Source organism: Yoonia rosea (genome assembly GCF_900156505.1).
GTDB classification, from domain to species: Bacteria; Pseudomonadota; Alphaproteobacteria; order Rhodobacterales; family Rhodobacteraceae; genus Yoonia; species Yoonia rosea.
This window is the reverse complement of the sequence record NZ_FTPR01000001.1, coordinates 192,170-214,775: the sequence shown is the minus strand read 5'-3', so window position 1 is coordinate 214,775 and position 22,606 is coordinate 192,170. Positions and strand designations below refer to the sequence as shown.

The following is a 22,606-nucleotide window of genomic DNA, read 5'->3' as shown; positions in this document are numbered from 1 at the left end:
AGCGTTGTCCTGCCCTTTCGCCGGTGTCAAGAACACCACAGCGATATTCGCGACAGACTGTCGCTTGAAAGCCCGTGCACACGCCTTAGCTCCACCGCATGTTTGATCCAACTTATGCCGCAGCTCTGTCCCGTCTCAACGCCTTCGCCCCAAAGGCGGGCCGTGATTATGCGGGCAAACGCAATTATGATGATGTGGCGCATGTGTCGGCCCTGTCGCCCTATATTCGCCACCGGATGATCACCGAAGAAGATGTGCTCAAGACCGTTCTGGCCCGCCATAGCGCCACTGCGGCCGAAAAATTCATCCAAGAGGTCTATTGGCGCACCTACTGGAAAGGCTGGCTTGAATTGCGCCCTGCCGTCTGGGACATGTACCGCGCCGATCTGAACGGCGCATTGAACCGCATTCAGACCGAAAGCGGCCTGCGGCAGGATTGGGAGGCCGCCTGCAAGGGTGAGACCGGCATTGAATGCTTTGACCACTGGGCAAGGCAGTTGGCCGACACCGGCTATCTGCATAATCACGCGCGGATGTGGTTTGCCTCGATCTGGATTTTCACCTTGCGCCTGCCGTGGACTTTGGGCGCGGATTTTTTCATGCGGCATCTACTGGATGGCGATCCGGCCTCCAACACCCTGTCTTGGCGTTGGGTCGGCGGGTTGCAGACTGTTGGCAAGACCTATCTGGCGCGTCCCGACAACATCGCGAAATACACCGAAGGGCGGTTTGATCCCAAGGGTCTGGCGACTTTTGCAGCACCGTTGGAAGGGCCACCCGCGCCGCCACGCGGGCCTGTGCCGGTGTCGGATAGCTATGATCCCGCATTACGCACGGGGCTCTTGATCACCGAAGAAGACCTGTCACCGGGATGGCTAGCCCATCATTTTCAGCCCTGCGCAGTGGCGATGGTGCAAACAACCGCCACGCGCAGCCCGCTGGCCGTGAGCGACCGTGTCACGGCATTTGTGGCTGATGCACAAAAAGATGCAGCAGCGCGCTATGCCGACAAACTGGGGCCAATCGCGCAGGTCACGCCCGAGACTGTTGCAGAATGGGCATCAGCGCATAACATCGAGCAAATCGTCACCTCATACATTCCAACCGGCCCGACGCGTGACGTGCTGAAAGATGTCCGCCTCTGCCAAGTCATCCGACCTTATGACAGTGCTGCCTGGCCGTATGCCACGCACGGGTTTTTCCGTTTCAAGGATAAGATTCCCACCCTTCTGGGTGACATCAAGGGGCTGCGGGTGACGTGAGTGACGTCACGACACGGCCCATTGCACGCGTTAAATATCTGACTTAAACTAAACTATCCAGTTCACATTTGGAGCAGTATCATGGCCACTCGCCTCACCATCAACGGCACCGCGCATGACGTGGACCTGCCAGAAAATGTGCCCTTGTTATGGGTCTTGCGCGATGAAATCGGGCTGACAGGTACCAAATTCGGCTGTGGCGTGGCCGCCTGTGGGGCCTGTACCGTGCATATTGACGGGGAGGCGGTCCGCTCATGTCAGGTGGCTTTGGCCGATGTCTGGGGTGAGGTGACAACGATCGAAGGGCTTGGCACCCCTGACGCGATGGCCACGATTCAGCAGGCCTGGGTTGATCATCAGGTGGCGCAATGCGGCTATTGCCAGTCGGGCCAGATCATGAACGCGGCGGCCCTTCTCGCGCAAACGCCTGACCCGACCGATCAGGACATTGACGATGCGATGCAGGGAAACCTGTGCCGCTGCGGCACCTACCCTCGTATTCGCGCGGCGATCAAAGATGCCGCCCAGCGTCTGTCAGAGGAGACTTAAGATGGGTCGTCTCAAGACAATTGCCCGCCGCACGTTCCTGATCGGCTCTGCCGCGATCGTGGGCGGTGCGGCCTTTGGCATCTACCAGATGAACAAAGACGCGCCGAACCCGCTGGTGGCAGGCGATGGAGAGGCGACGCTGAACCCTTTCGTGCTGATCACCCGCGACGGTGTGACCCTGATCGCGCCCCGCGCGGAAATGGGCCAAGGGGTGCAGACGACGCTGGCCGCACTCGCCGCTGAAGAACTCGACGTCGCATGGGAAGACATCACCGTGCTACATGGTCCGCCGGCTCAGGCCTATTACAACTCGGTCTTCCTCGGCATGGCGATCCCCGGCGCGCATTATAAAGACACCCCCTTCAAGCACGAGATGCGCGAACAGATCGGCAAGGTGGGCAAATTGCTCGACCTGCAGGCGACCGGCGGATCAACCTCGATGAAGGATTTCTACGAGCGGATGCGCCATGCGGGCGCGTCGGCGCGCGAGGCGCTGAAACTGGCAGCCGCGGAACGGCTTGGTGTGCCTGCCAGCGACCTGCGGACCGAAAACAGCACCGTGATTGCCCCAGATGGCACGACCATCGCCTATGGTGATCTGGCCGAGGCATTGGCGGGTATCACCCCCCCTGATGTGGCATTGCGTGACCCTGCGACATGGAAATATCTGGGCAAATCCATGCCCCGCCTTGACATGGTTGGAAAAGTTACCGGAACAGCTAAGTTTGCCACCGACACGCAATTGGATGGCATGAAATTCGCCACCGTCCGCATGAGCCCGACGCGTGCGGGCATGGACAGCTATGACGACAGCGCCGCCCGCGACATGGACGGGGTCGAGGCGATCATTGATCTGGGCGACGGGATCGCGGTGATTGCCAGCAATACTTGGCTTGCGATGCAGGCGGCCGAGGCCGTGGATATCACATGGACGCCTGCGAATTACCCTGTCGATACCGAGGGGCTGCGTGCTGCAATTGCGGCGTCTCTCGATGAAGATGCCGACAGCATGGTGCGCGATGATGGCGACGTCACAAGCGCCGTGGAAGGCACTGAAATTACGGCAGAATACTATGTGCCCTGGCTGGCCCATGCAACGATGGAGCCGATGAGTGCCACGGCCCTTTTTACTGGCGACGCGCTTGAGGTCTGGTCGGGCAATCAGGCACCCACGATGATCCGCGATGCCTGTGCAAAGGCTGTGGGTCTGACACCGGAACAGGTGACGCTGCACACAACCTATCTGGGTGGCGGTTTCGGGCGCCGTGGCGAGATGGACTTCTCGGTGCTTGCCGCGCGCATCGCCGCCGCCATGCCTGACACGCCGATCCGAATGATCTGGAGCCGTGAGGAAGACATGCGGCGCGATTTTTACCGACCCGCGGCCATCGCGCAGTTCCGCGGTGTGGTGCAGGATGGCAAGGCGGTGCTGGTTGACGGCAAGGTCGCCGCACCTTCGGTGTTTCACAGCTCTTCGCTGCGCCAGACCGGTGCGGTGCCCCCCGGCCCTGACCGGTTGCATGTGGAAGGTGCGGCGGATCAACCCTATGCAATCCCCCATTTCCGCATTGCCGGTCACCTGACGAATATCGATGTGCCAATCGGGTTCTGGCGCTCGGTGGGGGCCTCGATCAACGGCTTTATGCTGGATACCTTCATTGACGAGATGGCCCATGCCGCTGGCACAGACCCCCTGCAATTCCGGCTTGATCTGGCGCGCGCCGAACACGCCCCGTCTGCCGGCGTGATCGAAGCAGTGGGCGAGATGGCGGGCTGGACCGGCCAGACCCCTGCCAATATCGGGCGCGGTGTGGCCTTCAGCTTTTCGTTCGGCACGCCCGTTGCGCAGGTTGTCGAGGTCGAGGACACAGGGCGCGGCATCAGGATCAACAAATGCTGGATCGCGGCCGATCTGGGCACGGTGCTGGACCCAAGTATCGTTGAGGCGCAGATGACCTCGGGGGCAATCTACGGTTTCTCTGCGGCGATGCAGGAAGAGATCACCTTTGCGGATGGCATGGTCGAGCAAGGCAACTTCTATGACTATGACGCGATGCGGATGCACACGGTGCCGGAATTCGAAGTGCGCCTGCTGGAGACCAATCCCTTCATGGGCGGGGCCGGTGAACCCGGCACACCGCCGTCCATGCCTGCTTTGGGGAACGCTTTGTTCGATCTGACGGGCACGCGGGCGCGTGAATTGCCGCTGATCAAGACTTTTGACTTGATTTTATAAGGTGCGGGCGGGGCTTACCCGCCTGCAAGCCACCCGTCGAGCGTCTTTTTCAGGGCCGCCCAGTCGGTGTATTCCTTGTCCTGCCCCGGCTTCACCTCGTGGTCCTTTTGCGCTGCAATCCAACGCATCGCCCATGATTTGAAAAAATCATACTCCGAGAAACGGAACGCCCCCGCGACATGCATCACGGTCGGGGGTGTCCAGCCTGTCTTTTCCGCAAAGCGGGTCACGCAGTCCGACAGTCCTTTCCAATCATCAGGGTCATCACCGGCAGCGGCCAATGAGACCGACAGGAAGGCGGATCGCACATGCGCCAGATCACTTGCTTTGTTCTTGGCAAAGGCCACGAGCGGTTTTTGATATTTTCCCGCATGAACTGAGCCCGCCAGCAAGACCGCATCAAAACGGGCAAGTTCCGCATCTTTGGCGTCTGCGGCACCGCACAGTTCGACAGTATGCCCCTGCCCGTTCAGATAATCGGCGGCATAACGTGCGATCTTGCGGGTCTGCCCCTCGGTCGAGGCATAGGCGATCAGAATATTCATTGTGATGCTCCTTGCTGCTGGTGGGACCATAGCAAAGAGCACGTGACGCCAGATTGATCGAAATCAGTCAGCCTGCTTTGCGCAGCCCACCGGATGCCCATGCGCGGCATGCATCGCCAAAGGCCTCAAACAGCGGCCGCGACACCGGATCATCTGCGGCGTTCCATTCTGGGTGCCACTGGACCGACATGGTGAACCCCGGTGCATCTTTGACATAAATCGCTTCGGGCGTGCCATCGGGCGCGTGGCCGTCAATCACGATGCGTGGCCCCGGTTCCTTGATACCCTGCCCGTGCAAGGTGTTGGTCATGACTTTGTGACTGCCGAACAGCCGGTGAAACGGCCCGCCTTCGGTCAGCGTGACCTCGTGGCGCAGCTCGAACTTTTCCTCCAAAGTCCCATCAGGGGGCATCCGGTGGTTATCCCGGCCGGGCAGATCGCGGATTTCAGGATAAAGTGAACCACCCATCGCGACATTCATTTCCTGAAAACCAAGGCAGACGCCCATGACCGGTTGGCCACGTGCCACACAAGCGCGGATCAGCGGCAGGGTCAGACGGTCACGGTTCCGCTCGAACGTGCCGTGTGCCTCGGTTTCTTCTTCGCCGTATTCTTCGGGGTGCACATTCGGGCGCCCGCCTGGAAAGAAGAAGCCGTCACAGGATGTCATCAATTCCTCGATATGGACCAGATCAGGTTCGACCGGAATGATCACCGGCACGACGCCCGAAACACGCGACAAAGCCTGCACGTTCATCGCACCCGCACCCTGCACCAGATACTGGTCATTGATCAGATGTGAATTCGAGATAATGCCGACAACAGGACGCGCCATTTTGTACCCTTTCAGTTCCCCGCGAAACTAGCGTCTCTGTGGCGGGTTTGAAAGATGGTCCATAGTGCCGAAACGCCCACTATAGCGCATATGCCGCTTTTTTCGGCAGCATATGCGAAATTTTCGGGACTTTGACGAAAATCAGGCTTCGCCGATCAGGCCTGCGGCCTCGATCCCTGCCATTGCGGCAATCACATCATTGTCCGAGGTATCGCCGGTGACACCTACAGCGCCGATGACGGCACCACGTTTGTCACGGACCAGAACGCCACCTGGCACAGGCACAACCTGCCCGCCGTAAACACCATTCACAGCGGCCATGAAATAGGCCTGCTGCTCGGCGCGTGCCATCTGCGCGGTGCCTGCCATGCCAAGCATGACCGATCCATAGGCCTTGCCATGCGCGATCCCGAAACGTCCAGGCGCGGCCCCATCAGCGCGTTCGAACGCTTTCACATGCCCGCCGGCATCAAGGATCACAACAGAGAGCGGTTTGAACCCCATCTCGTCACCCTTGGCGAGGGCCTTGCGGATGATCGTCCGGGCTTTGTTTGCTGAGATTTCAGCCATATTGAGACTCCCTTTCAGAGCTTAGTGATTGCGCTGCGCTTTGAGCTCTAACCGGCGCTGGTGCAGCACAGGCTCGGTATAGCCTGACGGCTGGACGCGGCCCTTGAACACCAGATCACAGGCGGCCTGAAATGCAATCCCGTTGAAGTCCGGGGCCATCGGACGATAGGCAGGATCACCCGCGTTTTGTTCGTCAACAACTGCCGCCATCTTGCGCATCGCCTCCATAACCTGTTCTTCGCTGACAACATCGTGGTGCAGCCAATTGGCCAGCGCCTGACTGGAAATCCGGCAGGTGGCGCGGTCTTCCATCAGGCCGACATTGTTGATGTCCGGCACTTTGGAACAGCCTACGCCCTGATCAATCCAGCGCACGACATAGCCCAGGATACCTTGGGCGTTGTTCTCAACTTCCTTGATCTTCTGCGCATCGGTCCAGCGTTGGTACTGTGCCAGCGGAATATCCAGAATAGAGGACACATAGGCGCGACGTCCGCCTTTGCGCAGTTTGTCCTGCACCGCCATCACGTCAACCTTGTGATAATGCAGCGCGTGCAATGTAGCCGCTGTCGGGCTGGGCACCCACGCGCAGTTCGCACCGGATTGCGGGTGGCCGATCTTTTGTTCCAGCATCGCCGCCATCATATCGGGCATGGCCCACATGCCTTTGCCGATCTGCGCTTTACCCGAAAAACTACATTCCAGACCGATATCCACGTTCTGGTCCTCATAGGCGCCAATCCACTGTTTGCGCTTGATAAAGTCCTTACGGCTGAACGGCCCCGCCTCCATTGAGGTGTGGATTTCGTCGCCGGTACGATCAAGGAAACCAGTGTTGATAAAGGCGACCCGTGATTTGGCTGCACGGATACATTCCTTCAGGTTCACCGTTGTACGGCGTTCTTCGTCCATGATGCCGATCTTGACCGTATCACGCGGCAGGCCCAGCGCGTCTTCGACCATGCTGAAGATATCAGAGGTCAGCGCGACTTCATCGGGGCCGTGCATCTTGGGCTTCACAACATAGACCGATCCGAGGGCCGAGTTACCGCCATCACGTTTCAAATCATGCATCGCGATCATGACAGTGATCATCGCGTCCATCAGACCCTCGAACACCTCATCGCCGTTGGCATCGAGGATCGCAGGGTTCGTCATCAGGTGACCCACGTTGCGGATCCACAAAAGCGCGCGGCCTTTCAGGGTCAGTTCGCCCCCGCCAGCGGCGGTGTAGGTGATGTCGTCAGCCAGACGGCGGGTCATCGTCTTGCCGCCCTTTTCGAATTCGGACGTCAGGTTGCCCTGCATCAGACCCAGCCAGTTGGCGTATGCTTCGACCTTATCTTCGGCATCCACGCAAGCCACACTGTCTTCACAATCCATGATCGCCGAGACCGCACTTTCCATGCGCACATCTGCAAGCAAGGCTTGGTCGCGGCTGCCGATCGGGTGGGCGCGGTCAAAAACCAGCTCTACATGCAGACCGTTGTTGCGTAGCAGAACCGCATCCGGTGCTTTGGGGTTGCCACGGTAGCCTACGAATTTCTCGGGCTCGCGCAGCGGCTGGTCATCCACCAGCAACGCGCCGTCATGGACATAGTAGCGCGACACATCAGCGTGGCTGGTGCCGACAATCGGAAATGCCTCGTCAAGGAAAACACGGGCACGGGCCACAACGCGGGCACCATGCCCACGGTCATAGGGGCCCTTGGGGGGCTGCACGCCCATCGCATCGGTACCGTAGAACGCATCATAAAGGCTGCCCCAGCGGGCATTGGCTGCATTCAGTGCAAAGCGCGCGTTGGTGATCGGCACAACAAGCTGGGGGCCGGGAACCGTGGCGATCTCGGGATCGACGTTCGCAGTGTCGATGGCGAAATCATCGCCTTCGGGGACCAGATAGCCGATCTCTTGCAGGAACGCCTCGTATTCCGCGCGATCCAGTTGGACACCCCGACGGGCCACATGCCATGCGTCGATGGTCTCTTGCAGCTCGTCACGTCTGGCAAGGGCGGCACGGTTGCGCGGAGTCATTTCGGCAACCAATCCGGCAAATCCTTTCCAGAACTGGTCGCTCGTCACGCCAGTCCCTTCCAGCGCGCGCGTGTCGATAAATTCGGCAAGCTCGGCGGCCACTTTGAGCCCGTGCTTTTCGATACGATCTGTCATGACAATTCTCCCCTCAGAAATCTGCATACGGCTGCACACAAATGCTTAGGGCCACGAGTTAGTGCGAAAGTTTCCGATAGGCAACAAAGAGTAGCAAGTTTTCTCTTGTGCAATTAGCGGTCGGATACCGAACGCCCCGATTTGCAGCGATCCGAGCAATAGCGGACCTCGTCCCACACCTTGGCCCATTTCTTGCGCCATGCAAAAGGCCGGCCACAGGTGGCACAGGTTTTTTGGGGCAGGTCAGCTTTGCGGCGCATCTTGGGCATGAGGCAAAGATATACCGTGCGGAAGGTTTATCAAAAATTATATTGCACCCGATTGGCGGTGGAACATCGGCACTTGGCGTCCTAGCTTTGGACAAACCAGTAAGGATACCACCATGAAAAACCCGGCCCCACAGACGATCTATCTGTCCGACTACACCCCGCCGGCCTATCTGGTCGACAGTGTCCATTTGACGTTCAAACTGGGGGCGACCGACACCCGTGTCATCTCGCGCATCGCATTCCGGCCAAACCCGGATGCCACCAGCAAGGAATTCTTTCTGCATGGGCAGGACCTGCGCTTTGTCAGTGCCATGATCGACGGGGCACCCATCACACCTGATCTGAGCGCAGAGGGCCTGCGCTATGATGCACCCGACGCGCCATTCGTGTTTGAGGCCGAGGTCGAGATCAGCCCAAGTACCAACACATCACTTGAAGGGCTTTATATGTCGAATGGCATGTATTGCACCCAATGCGAGGCAGAGGGTTTTCGCAAGATTACCTATTATCCCGACCGCCCCGATGTGATGGCTGTATTCACTGTCCGGATCGAGGGCGATCTGCCGGTACTGCTCTCAAACGGGAACCCTGTTGCACAGGATGAGGGTTGGGCCGAATGGCATGATCCTTGGCCCAAGCCTGCGTATCTTTTTGCGCTTATTGCCGGTGATCTTGTGGCGTTGTCCGATACATTCACCACCCGTTCAGGGCGCAAGGTCGATCTGAATATCTGGGTCCGCCCTGGTGGTGATGAGGCCAAGCGCGCCTTTGGCATGGACGCGCTGAAAAAATCCATGGCGTGGGATGAAGAGATCTATGGCCGCGAATACGACCTTGATTTGTTCAACATCGTCGCCGTCGATGATTTCAACATGGGTGCGATGGAGAACAAGGGTCTGAACATCTTCAACGCCTCTGCCGTGCTTGCCTCGCCCGAAACCGCCACCGACGCGGATTTCGAGCGGATCGAGGCGATCATCGCCCATGAGTATTTCCACAATTGGACAGGCAACCGGATCACCTGCCGTGACTGGTTCCAGCTTTGCCTGAAAGAGGGTCTGACGGTGTTCCGCGACCAGCAGTTCACCGGCGATATGCGCAGTCACGCGGTCACGCGGATTGACGATGCCATGGTCCTGCGCGCGCATCAGTTCCGCGAAGACAACGGCCCCTTGGCGCATCCGGTCCGTCCGGACAGTTTTGTCGAGATCAACAATTTTTACACCGCCACCGTCTACGAGAAAGGCGCGGAAGTCATCGGCATGCTGAAGCTTCTGGTGGGTGACGCAGACTATGCCAAAGCGCTTGATCTTTATTTCGACCGCCACGATGGCGATGCCGCCACCATCGAAGACTGGCTGCGGGTATTCGAAGACGTCACCGGACGCGACCTATCCCAGTTCGCACGGTGGTACAGTCAGGCCGGCACACCGCGCCTGACCGTGCATGAAAGCTACGCGGATGGCACGTATCAGCTGCATCTGCGTCAGGAAACGCCGCCAACGCCCGGTCAAGAAACGAAAGAACCGCTCGTGCTGCCGATCGCTGTGGGGCTGCTCAATGAAAACGGTGCCGAGGTGGTGCCGACCACTGTTCTGGAAATGACGCAAGCGGAACAGACCTTCAGCTTCGGGGGGCTGTCCAGCAAACCGACGGCGTCCATTCTGCGGAATTTCTCGGCCCCTGTGATTGTTAAACATGACAAGACAAACGCCGAACGCGCCTTCCTGCTGGCCCACGACACCGATCCGTTCAACCGCTGGGACGCGGGCCGCACATTGGCGCAAGACCTGCTCATGCGTATGGTCTGCGATAACGCCACACCTGACACGGGTTTCCTTGACGGCCTTGCGGCTGTGCTGCGCGATGACACACTGGATCCTGCGTTCCGCGCACTGGTCCTGCGCCTGCCCAGCGAAGAGGACACCGCTCAGGCACTGTTTGACGCAGGCCACACCCCCGACCCCGCAGTGATCAACGATGTACATGAAACGCTGAAGCTGCACATCGCCCAACATCTGCAAGACACCCTGCCCCGCATTTACGCCGATATGTCCGTGGATGGCCCATATACGCCTGATGCGGAACCCGCAGGCAAACGCGCTTTGGGTAATGCGGTATTGGCGCTGCAAAGCAAACTTGATGGCGGCAAAGCTGCGGCGCAACAATTCGCCAGTGCCGACAATATGACACAGCAACTGGGCGCGTTGCGCGCATTGCTGCAAATTGCGAAGGGCGCGCATGAATTGGCCGCGTTTGAGGCGCAGTGGGGTCACGACAGGCTTGTCATGGACAAATGGTTTGCGCTGCAGGTCAGCCTTGCCCCTGCGGACCAAGCGGCGGCGACGGCAGAGAAACTGACGGCGCATCCTGATTTTGATATCAAGAACCCTAACCGCTTTCGTGCGGTCTTTGGCGGGTTGCGCGGGAATACCGCGGGGTTTCATCACCGCTCTGGCGCGGGGTATGATCTGCTGGCCGATTGGCTGATCAAGCTTGATCCGCTGAACCCGCAAACAACAGCACGGATGACCACAGCCTTTGATACATGGAAACACTATGATACAGAGAGGCAGACGAAAATCCGCGAGGCATTGGAACGCATTGCCGGAACATCGGGGCTGTCCGGCGACACTCACGAGATGGTGACACGGCTGTTAGGCTGAATTCTGCCGAAGATCTTGCGCATAAACGCAAGCCCCCGCCGTTACAAAGCCGTCGCATAATTGTCGTAGCAACGTCACTTCAGGCAGCGCATGGATAAGAGATGGAAGACCGGATTGAACCGCTGATCGCTGAACGCGCGCCTTGGCTGTATAGCAATAGGCTTGGCACAGGTATCGCCAGACGATGCCTGCACAGGTTGCTGGGATACGATAAAACCGTCGAAATCGCCACATCTCTGCAAGATGCGCCCGCCAATGAGATCATGGATCAAATGGCCGCGCGCCTCTCAACAATGGTCACGGCCAGCGGCCTTGGGCATATTCCGACCCATGGACCTGCGCTCATTGTTGCCAACCACCCCACGGGAATCGCCGACGGGATCATCCTGCATGGCTTGATCGCAGCAATGCGGCCTGACGCCTATTTCTTTGCCAATCGTGATATCCTGCGGGTTTTTCCGCAGATGGACGCGATGATTGCGCCGGTTGAATGGCGCAAAGAACACCGCAGCCATGCCAAAACCCGCGCAACGATGGCTTATGTGCGCGAAGCCACCGCCGCTGGCCGCCTTGGGATCATCTTTCCTTCGGGGCGTCTGGCAAAACGGCGCGGCCTGCGCCTGCATGAGCGTCCGTGGATGGCATCGGCTGCAATGCTGGCGCACAAGTTTGATGTGCCCGTGATCCCCGTCAACATTCAGGCCCGCAATTCTGCGCTCTTTTATTTGTTTGACAAAATACACCCGACGATGCGCGACATCACCCTGTTCCACGAGACCCTGAATAAAGCACGGCAGCCCTTTCAGGTCACGGTGGGCGAGCCGATCTCTTCCGCAGCGATCCCGCGCAATTCCGAAGACGGGATCGCCATGTTGCGCAGGGCAACACTGGCTTTGGGGGGCAAACACGCGCCTGCAGTGAACCTTGTGTCAACATCGCGCGCTTGGGCACGCCGCACGCAACTTGACTAGAGCCATGATGTTCTCTTGAAGCTGCCCCCGCCTTCTTTTACATGAACGTATCCCAAGTAAAAGGAAGCGCCTGATGCTCGACCTCACCTATGAAGCCCCGACCCCCAAAGTGATTGCTGGCGCCACCAGCGATTGGGAACTGGTGATCGGCCTTGAGGTGCACGCGCAGGTCGCGACCAAAGCCAAGCTTTTCTCGGGCGCGTCCACGCAATTCGGCGCAGAACCCAACAGCAACGTGGCATTCGTTGATGCAGGCATGCCGGGCATGTTGCCTGTGATCAACGAAGGTTGTGTCGCACAAGCGGTGAAAACAGGTCTGGGGCTGAACGCTCAGATCAATTTGGTGTCGGCCTTTGACCGCAAGAACTATTTCTATCCCGACCTGCCGCAGGGTTATCAGATTTCCCAGCTTTACCACCCGATTGTCGGTGAAGGTGAAGTCTTAGTCGAAATGGGCAACGGTCAGGCGCGCAAGGTACGGATCGAGCGTATCCACCTTGAACAGGACGCAGGTAAATCCATCCACGACATGGACCCGCATATGTCCTTTGTGGACCTCAACCGCACCGGTGTGGCGCTGATGGAGATTGTCAGCCGCCCCGATATTCGCGGCCCCGAAGAGGCTGCGGCCTATGTGCTCAAACTGCGCCAGATCCTGCGCTATCTGGGCACCTGCGACGGCAACATGCAGAACGGCAACCTGCGCGCCGACGTCAACGTGTCGGTCTGCCGCCCCGGCGATTACGAAAAATATCAGGCGACGCAGGATTTCAGCCACCTTGGCACCCGCTGCGAGATCAAGAACATGAACTCGATGCGCTTTATCCAGATGGCGATTGATTATGAGGCCCGCCGCCAGATCGCACTGATCGAGGACGGCAAAGAGGTGGTCCAGGAAACCCGCCTTTATGATCCCGACAAGAACGAGACACGCTCCATGCGGTCCAAGGAAGAGGCGCATGACTACCGCTACTTCCCTGATCCCGATTTGCTGCCTTTGGAGATCGAGCAAGCTTGGGTGGATGACATCAAAGCCGCACTGCCCGAGCTGCCCGACCAGAAAAAAGCACGTTTTATCAAAGACTTTGGCCTGTCCGACTATGATGCGTCGGTTTTGACCGCAGAAGTGGTAAACGCAGAATATTTTGAAAAAGTCGCAGAAGGGCGCGACGGAAAACTTGCCGCCAACTGGGTCATCAACGAACTTTTCGGACGTCTGAAAAAAGAAGACCACAGCATTGAGGACAGCCCTGTGTCAGCCGCACAACTGGGCGAGCTGATTGGTCTGATCAAGGCAGGCGACATCAGCGGCAAAATTGCCAAGGATGTGTTTGAAATCTGCTACACAACGGGCCGTAACCCTGCCGAAATCGTCGAAACCGAAGGCATGAAACAGGTCACCGATACAGGTGCGATCGAGGCTGCGGTGGACGAGATTATCGCCGCCAACCCCGCACAGGTGGAAAAAGCGCAGGCCAACCCGAAACTCGTGGGCTGGTTTGTGGGGCAAGTCATGAAAGCAACCGGCGGCAAGGCAAACCCTGCGGCTGTGAACCAGATCGTATCGGCGAAATTGGGCATTTAATGCCCCGGAACGCGGAATGCGTTGGCAGTCTCTGCCAGTTTTGGTACATCCGTCAGGATAAATTAAGGGTATTGCCATGACCTATGAATACAAAGTCGTTCCTGCTCCGCTGCGCGGGCTCAAAGCCAAAGGCGTGAAATCCGCAGAAGACCGGTTTGCGCTGGCGCTGGAAACCGCGATGAACGACCTTGCCCGCGACGGCTGGGAATACTTGCGCGCAGACACGCTTCCGAGCGAACAACGCGAGGGTTTGATGAGCAAGACGACTGTCTATCAAAACATGCTTGTGTTTCGTCGCACAAAAGAGATCGCCAAAACGCCGCGCCCTGCACCAGCGGTCAGCGCACAGGCCCCTAAGCCAACGGTGCAGAAGAAAATCGTTGCACCGGCAAAGCCCGAGGCAGAGAAACCATCGCCCCCCCCACCCGATGTTGCGGCCCAGTAATTACTGAATATCGATGGCAAGGGCGTGGATGCGCCCGATAATATCCTGACCCAGCGCGCTGTGGATCGCGCGGTGGCGTGCAATACGCGACATATTGTCCAGACTTGCGGCCTTGATCACGATACGCCAATGGCTTTCGCCTGAACCGTCATCGCCAGAATGTCCGCTGTGCAAGGCACTTTCGTTGATCACGTCAAGATGCTCGGGCGCAAGCCCGCCAAGCGCTGCGCGAATTTCTGTTTCAAGTGCCATTATTTTTCCTCTGCCCTCTTCAATCTTTTGCTGCAGAGTTTAATGTTACTTCTTCGAGTCGAAAAGGTAAGACAGAGAATGAAAAAAGATGATCCCTTTGGTTTCGACATGTCCGTGTCGAGTTCGAAGAAAAAAAACCCGCGCGGGCGGCGTGGGATGTCCGGTGCGTCCGAGACATCAACGCGGGTTTGTGATCATGAGGGCTGTGAAGAGGCGGGCAAGTATCGCGCGCCGAAGTCACCCGATGTTCTGGATGATTACTTCTGGTTCTGTCAGCAGCACGTGCGTGAGTACAATCTGAAGTGGAACTTTTTCGACACGACATCCGAGGCCGAGCTGGCCGCGCAGATGGACAGTGACCGCGTGTGGGATCGCCCGACCAAGCCCTTCAAACGCACGGTCGAAGAGGCCGCATGGGCGCGCTTGGGGGTCGATGACCCGCATCAAGTGCTGGGTGAGAACGCGACCCGCAATCCAGGCCGTGGTGCTGCTGTCGGGCGCAAACTGCCTCCGACAGAGCGGCGCGCAATCGAGATTCTTGACGCCAAGGACAACATGTCGAAACAGGAAATCCGCAAAGCCTATAAGGCTTTGATCAAGGTTCTGCACCCTGACATGAACGGCGGCGACCGCAGCCAGGAAGAACAACTGTCAGAGGTTGTCTGGGCGTGGGATCAGATCAAGGTCAGCCGTAACTTCCGCGACAAAGACTAAAGGCGCCCGCAGGCGCCTTTCATCATTATTGCACAATCATTCAGAAAATCAGCTGCGCCGATACAAATTCACACGTGACAGTGAGCTCAGCTCGTCGGTTGCAAGCCGACCAGTGCGCCCTGAGTAACCGTAATCCAGATCGTCTTGTACGGACGCCATCAAATAATGCGCGCCAAGCACCCCCGCAAACCAGATCGCGGCGATCCAAGGTTGCGCGATGAATGCTGACACCATCAAGATCGGTGCGTAGACCGTGCCGCCAGCAGGTTCAATCAGCGTCCCGGCCACGATAGAAGCAATCACCGCAATCGCGAGGCTGCCGACAATGGCCCTTGCAAAGCCCAGAGCGCCGAGCGCGCCCATCCAGCCACGCGCAAAATAGAGTGCAATTGCACCACTCAGCGCGCCCGCGCAAACCACCCAATACGTGGCGTTCGATGCTGTGAGTTGAAGCGTGTAAGGGGCTTCAAGCCCCATCATGACCAAAACTGTCACAAGTGCAGTCAGTGCAACAATTGACATGCAACCGAATGCACATGGCCGCCGTTCCCGTGTGAGATACACTTTTTCCGTAAAACGCGTAAACATCGCGTTGACCCCCATTACTCTTTATACAACGACCATTTACACAGGGACTTAAGGTTGGTTCTGTGCAATTTGTCACAACCAGAGGATAATCTATAGGCAAAAAGTTGCCACAAAACGGCCAAAATCTCAAGAACAAAACAGAAATAGTCGCATATTTGAGAACAATATTATCAAATTTGAACTTTAGTTATATATATTAGAAACAATCACTCCTATTTAGCCTCTCCGACGTTAAGGTTTCATTTACTCTCTCCCGCAAACCACACAATCGGCCGCGCACTCCGAGGCGCGAATCAAGCACAAAGCGATTCGGCATGGACGCAGAGCCAACCCGCAATCTGTCCAGTCTTGCGCCTCCCAGCAGACCAATGCGCCCTTTCCCTTGCAGCGGGGCGCGTTATGTTGCATCTCGGTCTTCAACGGATTTGACGAAAGATAAAGGCACCGGAAATGGCGGATGGTATGACTGACATGCAAGCAAAACCCACCGAAGAGATCTCGGTCCGCGAAGTCTTTGGCATCGACAGCGATATGCACATCAAGGGCTTTGCCGAGCGGACCGACCGCGTGCCTGAAGTCGACAGCACCTATAAGTTTGATCCCGATACGACTTTGGCAATCCTTGCAGGTTTTGGATATAACCGCCGCGTCATGATCCAGGGCTATCACGGCACAGGTAAATCGACGCATATCGAACAGGTGGCTGCACGCCTGAACTGGCCCTGTGTGCGCGTGAACCTTGATAGCCATATCAGCCGGATCGACCTGATTGGTAAGGACGCGATCAAACTGCGCGATGGCGTGCAGGTGACGGAATTCCACGAAGGCATCCTGCCATGGGCGCTGCGCAACCCTGTTGCAATCGTGTTTGATGAATATGACGCGGGCCGTGCCGACGTGATGTTCGTGATCCAGCGCGTTCTGGAAACCGACGGCAAGCTGACACTGATGGATCAGAACGAGATCATCACGCCCAACCCCTATTTCCGCCTTTTCGCCACGGCAAACACCGTTGGTCTGGGCGACACAACCGGCCTTTACCACGGCACCCAACAGATCAACCAAGCACAGATGGACCGCTGGTCCCTTGTCGCAACGCTGAACTATCTCAGCCACGACGCTGAGGCCGCGATCATCCTGTCCAAGTCACCGCACTTCAATACAGAGAAGGGCCGCAAGACGATCAGCCAGATGGTGACTGTCGCAGACCTGACACGGACCGCCTTTATGAACGGCGACCTGTCGACCGTCATGTCACCACGGACTGTTCTGGCCTGGGCCGAGAATACGCGCATTTTCCAGAATGTGGGCTACGCCTTCCGCTTGTCGTTCCTCAACAAATGTGACGAGCTAGAGCGCCAGACCGTTGCCGAATTCTATCAGCGGTGCTTCGACGAAGAACTGCCTGAAAGTGCTGCGAGCCTGAGCCTCGGGTAAAGAACGCGGTCCGTCCGGCAGCAAGTAGCGGACAGACTGTTTTCAAAATGCCCGATTGATAGGCATTAAATTTACCGTCATGCTTTATGTATGAGCGGTATGAAAACTATTGCACATCGTCTGGCCCTTGTGGTGGCGCTCTCCAGCGCCTCTGCTACGTCCGCACAATCCATTGATATTGATGAACAATTAAGAACATTTGCCACCTGCGCCGGTCGTTTGTCGGCCGTCATGGAACATCAGTGGATGTTTGATGGCCCTGCATCAGAACACACTGAAGACCTCCGCGACGCAGTGCTTGAACTGGTCGAGGCAGTCATGCCCGCAGAACGCAGGGGCGAAGTGTTGCAATGGCGCATCTCGGCGAAGGTGGCCCAAGCCGCCCTTTTGCGCCGCGCAAGCTTTAACACTGACACCCGCGATGCCGCATGGGCACGCACTCAAGCAGGCCGCTTTGAACAGGAATGCACGGGGCTTTTGCTCAGCTAGATTGCTGGGGCAGGCTGTAAACAAAGACTTGTCATAACGAAGTGTCTTTTCTACGCATGATAGTGGGGCGATACGAAACAGACCGGAGCCAATCATGAAGATGAAAATCGGGGCAGAACTGCCAGCAGATTATGTACCAAGCCATGAAGACCTTGCTGAATCTACAACAGCCTTGATGGCACAGGTGTTGCTACCCCTCTTCGCCGAAAACATGCCCGAAGACATCGCAAAGGCGAACGTGGAAGGGATTTTGACCGAATTGGCCTATCTTTTTGATGAAGGCGAAATCGAGATCGGTGGGAAAATCTACCGTCCGCGCCTTGCTTTGGTCGATGACACAGGCGCTGTTTTGCCCGGTGTTGCCGAACTGGTCACCCTTCACGAACTGGCCGAAGATCCGTTCGAGATTGCGCCCGAAGCGAAAATCACTTTTGAAATTGATCCTGTCGCGTAGTCCGGCAAATTTCGCGGCGCAGGGCAGGACATAACCCACTCTGCGCCACAGCATTTAGCCGCGTGCGGCCTTCGTGGCATTGGCCCACCAGACGACATCATCCAGCGTTGCAGTCACTGACGCCGACAGGTGATCCGCGATTGTGTCGATCTCGGCGTTTGCGCCCAGCGGGTGCACGGCAAAGAAATCACTGCCGCCAATGTGAACGGCATTGCGGGTTGGCACCATCTGCAGTTCCACTGCGATGTTGCGCAGATGCTCAAGCGCACGCGTTCCACCCACTGAACCATAGGCGATCGCGGACATCGGCTTGCGGTTCCATTCGTTGTAGGCCTGATCAAGCGCGTTCTTCAAAGCGCCGGTGATCGAGCGGTTATATTCTGCGACAACAAAGATATAGCCGTCGAATTCGCCGATCTTGTCCTGCCATTTGACAGCACGTTGATCGCTGGATGGCATCCACAGGTTGCTGGCCGGCTCATCAAAGAGCGGCAGGTCAAAGTCACGCAGGTCGACAAGCTCGACTTCCATATCATCGCGCGCCTGCGCTTGCTTGAGCATCCAGGCGGCGGGCTTATCGGCGAAACGGGTCTGGCGTGTGGAACCGATAATGAGGGCAATTTTTGGTTTTACAGTCATGGTAATCTCCAAACGGTGAATTGTTGTGATTTTGATTTAGGCGGCGCCCCCTGTTCCGCATAGGCACACCACGACACAGCCCCTGTGCAAAAATAGGATAGATGTGCCGTCCCTCTTGCTCCTGCGGGCATCCGGTGGTTTATCGGTGCTATGCAAAAGCCATCTGACAATCCTGCTGACCCGTTCAAGAAAGCGCTCGCCGAAGCGACGAAAGTCATGGCGGATGATCCTGACCTGGCCGTCACCTATTCGGTTGATCCCGCAGGCCAGACAGCAGACACGATCCGCCTGCCGCAGGTCTCGCGCCGCATGACACGGGACGAGGTGCTTTTGGCGCGCGGCACCGCCGATGCCTATGCGTTGCGGCACAAATTCCACGACCCCAAGGTTTCGGCACGCTACATGCCGCAGGGCCAGATGGCGCAAGACCTCTATGAGGCGATGGAGACGGCCCGCATCGAAGCCGTCGGTGCGCAGCATATGCCGGGCACCGCAGGCAATATTGACGCCAAGATCGGCAATGAGGCGATGCGCAAGGGCTATGAGCAGATCACCCAAGCCTCTGACGCACCTTTGGCGGTCGCGGCCGGTTATCTGATCCGCCACCTTGCTACGGGACGTGACCTGCCTAAAGGTGCGCAGAATGTCATGGAGCTCTGGCAGGGGTTTATCGAGGATCACTGCGGCGACACACTGGAAGACCTCCAAGAGACCCTGAATGACCAGCAGGCATTCGCGAAATTTGCCCGCCAGCTGATCAGCGATATGGGCTATGGCGATCAGTTGGGGGATGATCCTGACAGCCTCGATGATGATCAGGACGATGAAGCCGAAGATGGCAGCGACGATCAGGACGAACCCGATAGCACCGGCGAGGATGACAGCGAAGGCGAAGAGGCCGAAGGCACGCCCGAGCAGAGCCAAGAAGACAGCCAGGACGCAAGTCAGGCGCAGGTCAGCATGGATGATCAGGCCGACGCCGAAATGGGCGAAGAGGCCGAGATGCCCGAGGGCGAGGCCCCGCTGGAACCGCCTGCCCCACAGCCTGTGTCCGATGCCGATCCTGACTACCGCGTATTCACAACCGAGTTTGACGAGGAAATCGCCGCCGAGGACTTGGCCGAACCGGTCGAGCTGGAACGCCTGCGCGCGTATCTTGACCAGCAGCTTGAGCCGCTGAAAGGTGCCGTGTCACGTTTGGCCAATAAGCTGCAACGCCGCCTGCAGGCCCAGCAGAACCGGTCTTGGGAATTCGACCGCGAAGAGGGTATTCTGGACGCAGGCCGCCTTGCCCGTGTCGTGGCATCACCGACGACGCCATTGTCCTTCAAGGTCGAGAAAGACACCGATTTCCGTGACACTGTCGTGACCCTTTTGCTGGATAACTCGGGGTCCATGCGCGGGCGTCCGATTTCGATCGCGGCGATCTGCGCTGATGTGATGGCACGCACCTTGGAACGCTGCGACGTGAAGGTCGAGATCCTGGGCTTTACCACCAAAGCATGGAAAGGCGGACAGAGCCGCGAAAAATGGTTGGGCGACGGGCGCGTCGCCACCCCAGGCCGTCTGAACGACCTGCGCCATATCGTCTATAAATCCGCAGATGCACCTTGGCGCAGAACACGGCCCAACCTTGGGCTGATGATGAAAGAGGGCCTGCTGAAAGAGAATATCGACGGAGAGGCGCTGGAATGGGCGCACCGCCGTATCGCGGGCCGCCAAGAGCAGCGGAAAATCCTGATGGTGATTTCAGATGGCGCGCCGGTTGACGATTCAACCCTGTCTGTGAACCCCGCCAATTATCTTGAAAAACACCTGCGCGACGTCATCGCGATGGTCGAGAAACGCAAAGCGGTCGAACTTGTCGCGGTGGGGATCGGCCATGACGTGACCCGCTATTACGAACGTGCGGTGACGATCACCGATGTCGAACAACTGGCCGGGGCGATGACCGAACAGCTGGCAAGCCTCTTTGACAGCGATCCGCGCAAACGCGCCCGCGTCATGGGGATGCGTCGGGCCAGCTAGGGTGTGATCGGAACGTCTTAGGCCCCCAGCGCAGAGCACAAACACAAAGAAAAGTGGGATTTTTGAAATGTTTCAAAGTTTTGAAGCGTCATCTTCACCTGAACAAGGCCCACCACGGCTGGCATCTCTGCGCGCCTTGATGGCGCAACGGGGTGTTGATGTGTTTCTCGTCCCTCGTGCCGATGCCCATCAGGGCGAATATGTCGCCCCGCGTGATGCGCGTCTGGAGTGGCTGACAGGCTTTTCCGGATCGGCAGGGTTTTGTGCTGTGCTCTCTGACGTGGCAGGTGTGTTCATCGACGGACGTTACCGCGTGCAGGTCCGTGCGCAGGTCGCGGATGATTTCACCCCTGTCCATTGGCCTGAGACGCAATTGGCGGACTGGTTGCCCGCGCAAAGGCCGAACGGTGGAAAGCTGGCCTATGATCCATGGCTACACACGGTCTCCGAGATTGCGGGGTTGCGGGAAAAGCTTTCCGGTTTTGAACTGGTGACCACGGATAATCTGGTCGATGCGATCTGGGCGGATCAACCTGCCGCCCCATCAGCCCCTTTCACAGCCCACGCGCTGGAACATGCGGGTGAGGCCCATGACGCAAAACGCGCGCGCCTTTCGGCTGCACTGAAAGAGACTGCGGCGGTGCTGACACTGCCCGACAGCATCGCGTGGCTTTTGAACATCCGCGGCACGGATATTGCCCGCAATCCCGTGCCACAGGCCTTTGCGATCCTTCACCAAAGCGGCCGCGTTGATCTTTTTGCCGGTGCAGGCAAGACCGCCGAGATTGCAGACCATCTGGGTCCGGATGTGACGGTGCATGACTTTGGTGATTTCATACCGGCACTGACCAGCCTTCAAGGCAAAGTCCTGATCGACACGCGGACCTGCCCTGACATCGTAGCGTCCACCCTCAAAGAGGCAGGCTGTGACGTCGTGCAGGGCCAAGACCCTTGCATCCTGCCAAAGGCCTGCAAGAACCCGACCGAGATTGCAGGTTCAAAGGCCGCCCACGCGCGTGACGCGGTGGCGATGGTGCAATTTCTTTCGTGGCTCGATACAGAGGCGCCGAAAGGCGCTCTGACAGAGATTGATGTGGTCAAAGCGCTGGAAGGGTTCCGCACGCAGACCAATGCACTCCGCGACATCAGTTTCGAGACGATCTGCGGGTCTGGCCCGAACGGGGCGATTGTCCACTACCGCGTCAGCGAGAAGACGAACCGGCCTGTCCAGATCGGTGAGCTTTTGCTGGTAGACAGTGGTGGCCAGTATATCGACGGCACAACCGATATCACGCGCACAATCGCGATTGGCACACCGACGGAAGAACAACGCGCCTGCTATACCCGCGTGCTGCAAGGCATGATCGCAATCAGCCGGATTCGCTTTCCCCAAGGCGTAGGCGGGCAGCATCTTGATGCGCTGGCGCGCGCACCACTGTGGATGGCGGGCATGGATTATGACCACGGCACCGGCCACGGTGTTGGCAGCTATCTGAGCGTACACGAAGGCCCGCAGGGGATTTCGCGGCGGTCTGAGGTGGCGCTCAAGGCGGGTATGATCCTGTCCAATGAACCGGGTTATTATCGTGAAGGCGCATTCGGGATCCGCATTGAAAACCTGATCGTCACAGTCGATGCCCCTGCCCTGAGCGGTGCTGACGCGCGCGAGATGTTGTCTTTTGAAACGCTGACCTATGTTCCGTTCGACAGGCGTCTGATTGACGCCGACCTACTGACACATGCAGAACGGGACTGGATTGATCGTTATCATAGCGATACATTTGCGCTTCTGGCGCCGCGACTGGATACACAAACCCAGGATTGGCTGGCAAAAGCCTGCGCGCCACTCTGAGATAGCGTACTGCTAGGCATACTGAACCTGCTTGGGTGTTCCCGTGGCAGG

The 22,606-nt window shown here is 57.9% G+C and carries 21 protein-coding genes; 13 read left to right on the top strand and 8 right to left on the bottom strand.

All coding sequences use genetic code 11. From position 1 onward, the window contains the following. Positions 1–98 precede the first annotated feature (98 nt). The 3 genes from B0B09_RS01020 (at position 99) to B0B09_RS01010 (ending at position 4,047) form a co-directional block, all read left to right on the top strand. Positions 99–1,262 (top strand): FAD-binding domain-containing protein, encoded by a 1,164-nt coding sequence (locus B0B09_RS01020; protein WP_076657994.1) that lies wholly within the window; start codon positions 99–101, stop codon positions 1,260–1,262. A gap of 81 nt (positions 1,263–1,343) precedes the next feature. Further along, a complete protein-coding gene (locus B0B09_RS01015) occupies positions 1,344–1,811 on the top strand; it encodes a (2Fe-2S)-binding protein (RefSeq protein ID WP_076657993.1) in 468 nt (155 codons plus the stop codon). Between the two features lies 1 nt (position 1,812). Continuing rightward, positions 1,813–4,047, top strand: a complete 2,235-nt coding sequence (locus tag B0B09_RS01010; protein ID WP_076657992.1) for a xanthine dehydrogenase family protein molybdopterin-binding subunit — start codon at positions 1,813–1,815, stop codon at positions 4,045–4,047. A gap of 14 nt (positions 4,048–4,061) precedes the next feature. Here the strand turns inward: B0B09_RS01010 and B0B09_RS01005 are convergent, their stop codons facing one another. The 5 genes from B0B09_RS01005 to B0B09_RS00985 form a co-directional block, all read right to left on the bottom strand. After that, a complete protein-coding gene (locus B0B09_RS01005; RefSeq protein WP_076657991.1) occupies positions 4,062–4,592 on the bottom strand; it encodes a flavodoxin domain-containing protein in 531 nt (176 codons plus the stop codon). 67 nt (positions 4,593–4,659) lie between these two features. Continuing rightward, on the bottom strand, positions 4,660–5,427 hold the full coding sequence (locus B0B09_RS01000; protein ID WP_076657990.1) for a gamma-glutamyl-gamma-aminobutyrate hydrolase family protein: 768 nt from the start codon (positions 5,425–5,427) through the stop codon (positions 4,660–4,662). Positions 5,428–5,568: 141 nt separating this feature from the next. Next, positions 5,569–5,997 carry a GlcG/HbpS family heme-binding protein gene (locus B0B09_RS00995; RefSeq protein ID WP_055292099.1) on the bottom strand — a complete coding sequence of 143 codons (429 nt, stop codon included), beginning with the start codon at positions 5,995–5,997 and terminating at the stop codon, positions 5,569–5,571. Positions 5,998–6,018: 21 nt separating this feature from the next. Beyond that, complete coding sequence (locus tag B0B09_RS00990; protein ID WP_076657989.1) at positions 6,019–8,166, bottom strand: malate synthase G; 2,148 nt, start codon at positions 8,164–8,166, stop codon at positions 6,019–6,021. Between the two features lie 113 nt (positions 8,167–8,279). After that, a complete protein-coding gene (locus B0B09_RS00985; protein ID WP_076657988.1) occupies positions 8,280–8,435 on the bottom strand; it encodes a DUF2256 domain-containing protein in 156 nt (51 codons plus the stop codon). Between the two features lie 113 nt (positions 8,436–8,548). Here B0B09_RS00985 and pepN point away from each other — a divergent pair, with 113 nt between their 5' ends. From pepN to B0B09_RS00965, 4 genes are all read left to right on the top strand, one after another. Further along, a complete protein-coding gene (gene pepN / locus B0B09_RS00980) occupies positions 8,549–11,101 on the top strand; it encodes an aminopeptidase N (protein WP_076657987.1) in 2,553 nt (850 codons plus the stop codon). A gap of 101 nt (positions 11,102–11,202) precedes the next feature. Then, positions 11,203–12,072: a 1-acyl-sn-glycerol-3-phosphate acyltransferase gene (locus tag B0B09_RS00975; RefSeq protein WP_076657986.1), complete on the top strand. Its 870-nt coding sequence runs from the start codon at positions 11,203–11,205 to the stop codon at positions 12,070–12,072. Between the two features lie 73 nt (positions 12,073–12,145). Then, on the top strand, positions 12,146–13,657 hold the full coding sequence (gatB, locus tag B0B09_RS00970; protein WP_076657985.1) for an Asp-tRNA(Asn)/Glu-tRNA(Gln) amidotransferase subunit GatB: 1,512 nt from the start codon (positions 12,146–12,148) through the stop codon (positions 13,655–13,657). 76 nt (positions 13,658–13,733) lie between these two features. Beyond that, positions 13,734–14,102 (top strand): DUF4177 domain-containing protein, encoded by a 369-nt coding sequence (locus B0B09_RS00965; protein WP_076657984.1) that lies wholly within the window; start codon positions 13,734–13,736, stop codon positions 14,100–14,102. On the opposite strand, the gene B0B09_RS00960 is transcribed toward B0B09_RS00965, so the two are convergent. Beyond that, positions 14,103–14,354, bottom strand: coding sequence for a BolA family protein (locus tag B0B09_RS00960; protein ID WP_076657983.1), 252 nt, complete (start codon positions 14,352–14,354; stop codon positions 14,103–14,105). Positions 14,355–14,432: 78 nt separating this feature from the next. Between B0B09_RS00960 and B0B09_RS00955 the strand changes: the two genes are divergently transcribed. Then, positions 14,433–15,068 (top strand): J domain-containing protein, encoded by a 636-nt coding sequence (locus tag B0B09_RS00955; RefSeq protein WP_076657982.1) that lies wholly within the window; start codon positions 14,433–14,435, stop codon positions 15,066–15,068. A gap of 48 nt (positions 15,069–15,116) precedes the next feature. Here B0B09_RS00955 and B0B09_RS00950 read toward each other — a convergent pair whose 3' ends face one another. Further along, complete coding sequence (locus B0B09_RS00950) at positions 15,117–15,590, bottom strand: hypothetical protein (RefSeq protein WP_131824977.1); 474 nt, start codon at positions 15,588–15,590, stop codon at positions 15,117–15,119. A gap of 516 nt (positions 15,591–16,106) precedes the next feature. Between B0B09_RS00950 and cobS the strand changes: the two genes are divergently transcribed. The 3 genes from cobS (at position 16,107) to B0B09_RS00935 (ending at position 18,036) form a co-directional block, all read left to right on the top strand. Further along, positions 16,107–17,093 (top strand): cobaltochelatase subunit CobS, encoded by a 987-nt coding sequence (gene cobS / locus B0B09_RS00945; protein ID WP_055292081.1) that lies wholly within the window; start codon positions 16,107–16,109, stop codon positions 17,091–17,093. 90 nt (positions 17,094–17,183) lie between these two features. Then, complete coding sequence (locus B0B09_RS00940) at positions 17,184–17,582, top strand: hypothetical protein (protein ID WP_076657980.1); 399 nt, start codon at positions 17,184–17,186, stop codon at positions 17,580–17,582. Positions 17,583–17,676: 94 nt separating this feature from the next. Beyond that, entirely contained in the window at positions 17,677–18,036 is a 360-nt protein-coding gene (locus B0B09_RS00935; RefSeq protein WP_076657979.1) for a hypothetical protein, read from the top strand. A gap of 54 nt (positions 18,037–18,090) precedes the next feature. On the opposite strand, the gene B0B09_RS00930 is transcribed toward B0B09_RS00935, so the two are convergent. Beyond that, positions 18,091–18,675, bottom strand: coding sequence for an NADPH-dependent FMN reductase (locus tag B0B09_RS00930; protein WP_076657978.1), 585 nt, complete (start codon positions 18,673–18,675; stop codon positions 18,091–18,093). 150 nt (positions 18,676–18,825) lie between these two features. On the opposite strand from B0B09_RS00930, the gene cobT reads away from it, so the two are divergent. Continuing rightward, positions 18,826–20,703, top strand: coding sequence for a cobaltochelatase subunit CobT (gene cobT, locus B0B09_RS00925; RefSeq protein ID WP_076657977.1), 1,878 nt, complete (start codon positions 18,826–18,828; stop codon positions 20,701–20,703). A gap of 67 nt (positions 20,704–20,770) precedes the next feature. After that, positions 20,771–22,555, top strand: coding sequence for an aminopeptidase P family protein (locus B0B09_RS00920; protein ID WP_076657976.1), 1,785 nt, complete (start codon positions 20,771–20,773; stop codon positions 22,553–22,555). Positions 22,556–22,606: the final 51 nt, after the last annotated feature.

Excerpts from the sequence above, each read along its gene's own strand:
- B0B09_RS00920 (WP_076657976.1), top strand. The coding sequence starts at position 20,771 with ATGTTTCAAAGTTTTGAAGCGTCATCTTCACCTGAACAAGGCCCACCA.
- B0B09_RS00995 (WP_055292099.1), bottom strand. The coding sequence starts at position 5,997 with ATGGCTGAAATCTCAGCAAACAAAGCCCGGACGATCATCCGCAAGGCC.
- B0B09_RS00985 (WP_076657988.1), bottom strand. The coding sequence starts at position 8,435 with ATGCCCAAGATGCGCCGCAAAGCTGACCTGCCCCAAAAAACCTGTGCC.
- B0B09_RS01015 (WP_076657993.1), top strand. The coding sequence starts at position 1,344 with ATGGCCACTCGCCTCACCATCAACGGCACCGCGCATGACGTGGACCTG.
- pepN (WP_076657987.1), top strand. The coding sequence starts at position 8,549 with ATGAAAAACCCGGCCCCACAGACGATCTATCTGTCCGACTACACCCCG.
- B0B09_RS00975 (WP_076657986.1), top strand. The coding sequence starts at position 11,203 with ATGGAAGACCGGATTGAACCGCTGATCGCTGAACGCGCGCCTTGGCTG.
- cobS (WP_055292081.1), top strand. The coding sequence starts at position 16,107 with ATGGCGGATGGTATGACTGACATGCAAGCAAAACCCACCGAAGAGATC.
- gatB (WP_076657985.1), top strand. The coding sequence starts at position 12,146 with ATGCTCGACCTCACCTATGAAGCCCCGACCCCCAAAGTGATTGCTGGC.
- B0B09_RS00935 (WP_076657979.1), top strand. The coding sequence starts at position 17,677 with ATGAAGATGAAAATCGGGGCAGAACTGCCAGCAGATTATGTACCAAGC.
- B0B09_RS01020 (WP_076657994.1), top strand. The coding sequence starts at position 99 with ATGTTTGATCCAACTTATGCCGCAGCTCTGTCCCGTCTCAACGCCTTC.
- B0B09_RS00930 (WP_076657978.1), bottom strand. The coding sequence starts at position 18,675 with ATGACTGTAAAACCAAAAATTGCCCTCATTATCGGTTCCACACGCCAG.
- B0B09_RS00960 (WP_076657983.1), bottom strand. The coding sequence starts at position 14,354 with ATGGCACTTGAAACAGAAATTCGCGCAGCGCTTGGCGGGCTTGCGCCC.
- B0B09_RS01005 (WP_076657991.1), bottom strand. The coding sequence starts at position 4,592 with ATGAATATTCTGATCGCCTATGCCTCGACCGAGGGGCAGACCCGCAAG.
- B0B09_RS00950 (WP_131824977.1), bottom strand. The coding sequence starts at position 15,590 with ATGTCAATTGTTGCACTGACTGCACTTGTGACAGTTTTGGTCATGATG.
- B0B09_RS01010 (WP_076657992.1), top strand. The coding sequence starts at position 1,813 with ATGGGTCGTCTCAAGACAATTGCCCGCCGCACGTTCCTGATCGGCTCT.
- B0B09_RS01000 (WP_076657990.1), bottom strand. The coding sequence starts at position 5,427 with ATGGCGCGTCCTGTTGTCGGCATTATCTCGAATTCACATCTGATCAAT.
- B0B09_RS00940 (WP_076657980.1), top strand. The coding sequence starts at position 17,184 with ATGAGCGGTATGAAAACTATTGCACATCGTCTGGCCCTTGTGGTGGCG.
- B0B09_RS00990 (WP_076657989.1), bottom strand. The coding sequence starts at position 8,166 with ATGACAGATCGTATCGAAAAGCACGGGCTCAAAGTGGCCGCCGAGCTT.
- cobT (WP_076657977.1), top strand. The coding sequence starts at position 18,826 with ATGCAAAAGCCATCTGACAATCCTGCTGACCCGTTCAAGAAAGCGCTC.
- B0B09_RS00955 (WP_076657982.1), top strand. The coding sequence starts at position 14,433 with ATGAAAAAAGATGATCCCTTTGGTTTCGACATGTCCGTGTCGAGTTCG.
- B0B09_RS00965 (WP_076657984.1), top strand. The coding sequence starts at position 13,734 with ATGACCTATGAATACAAAGTCGTTCCTGCTCCGCTGCGCGGGCTCAAA.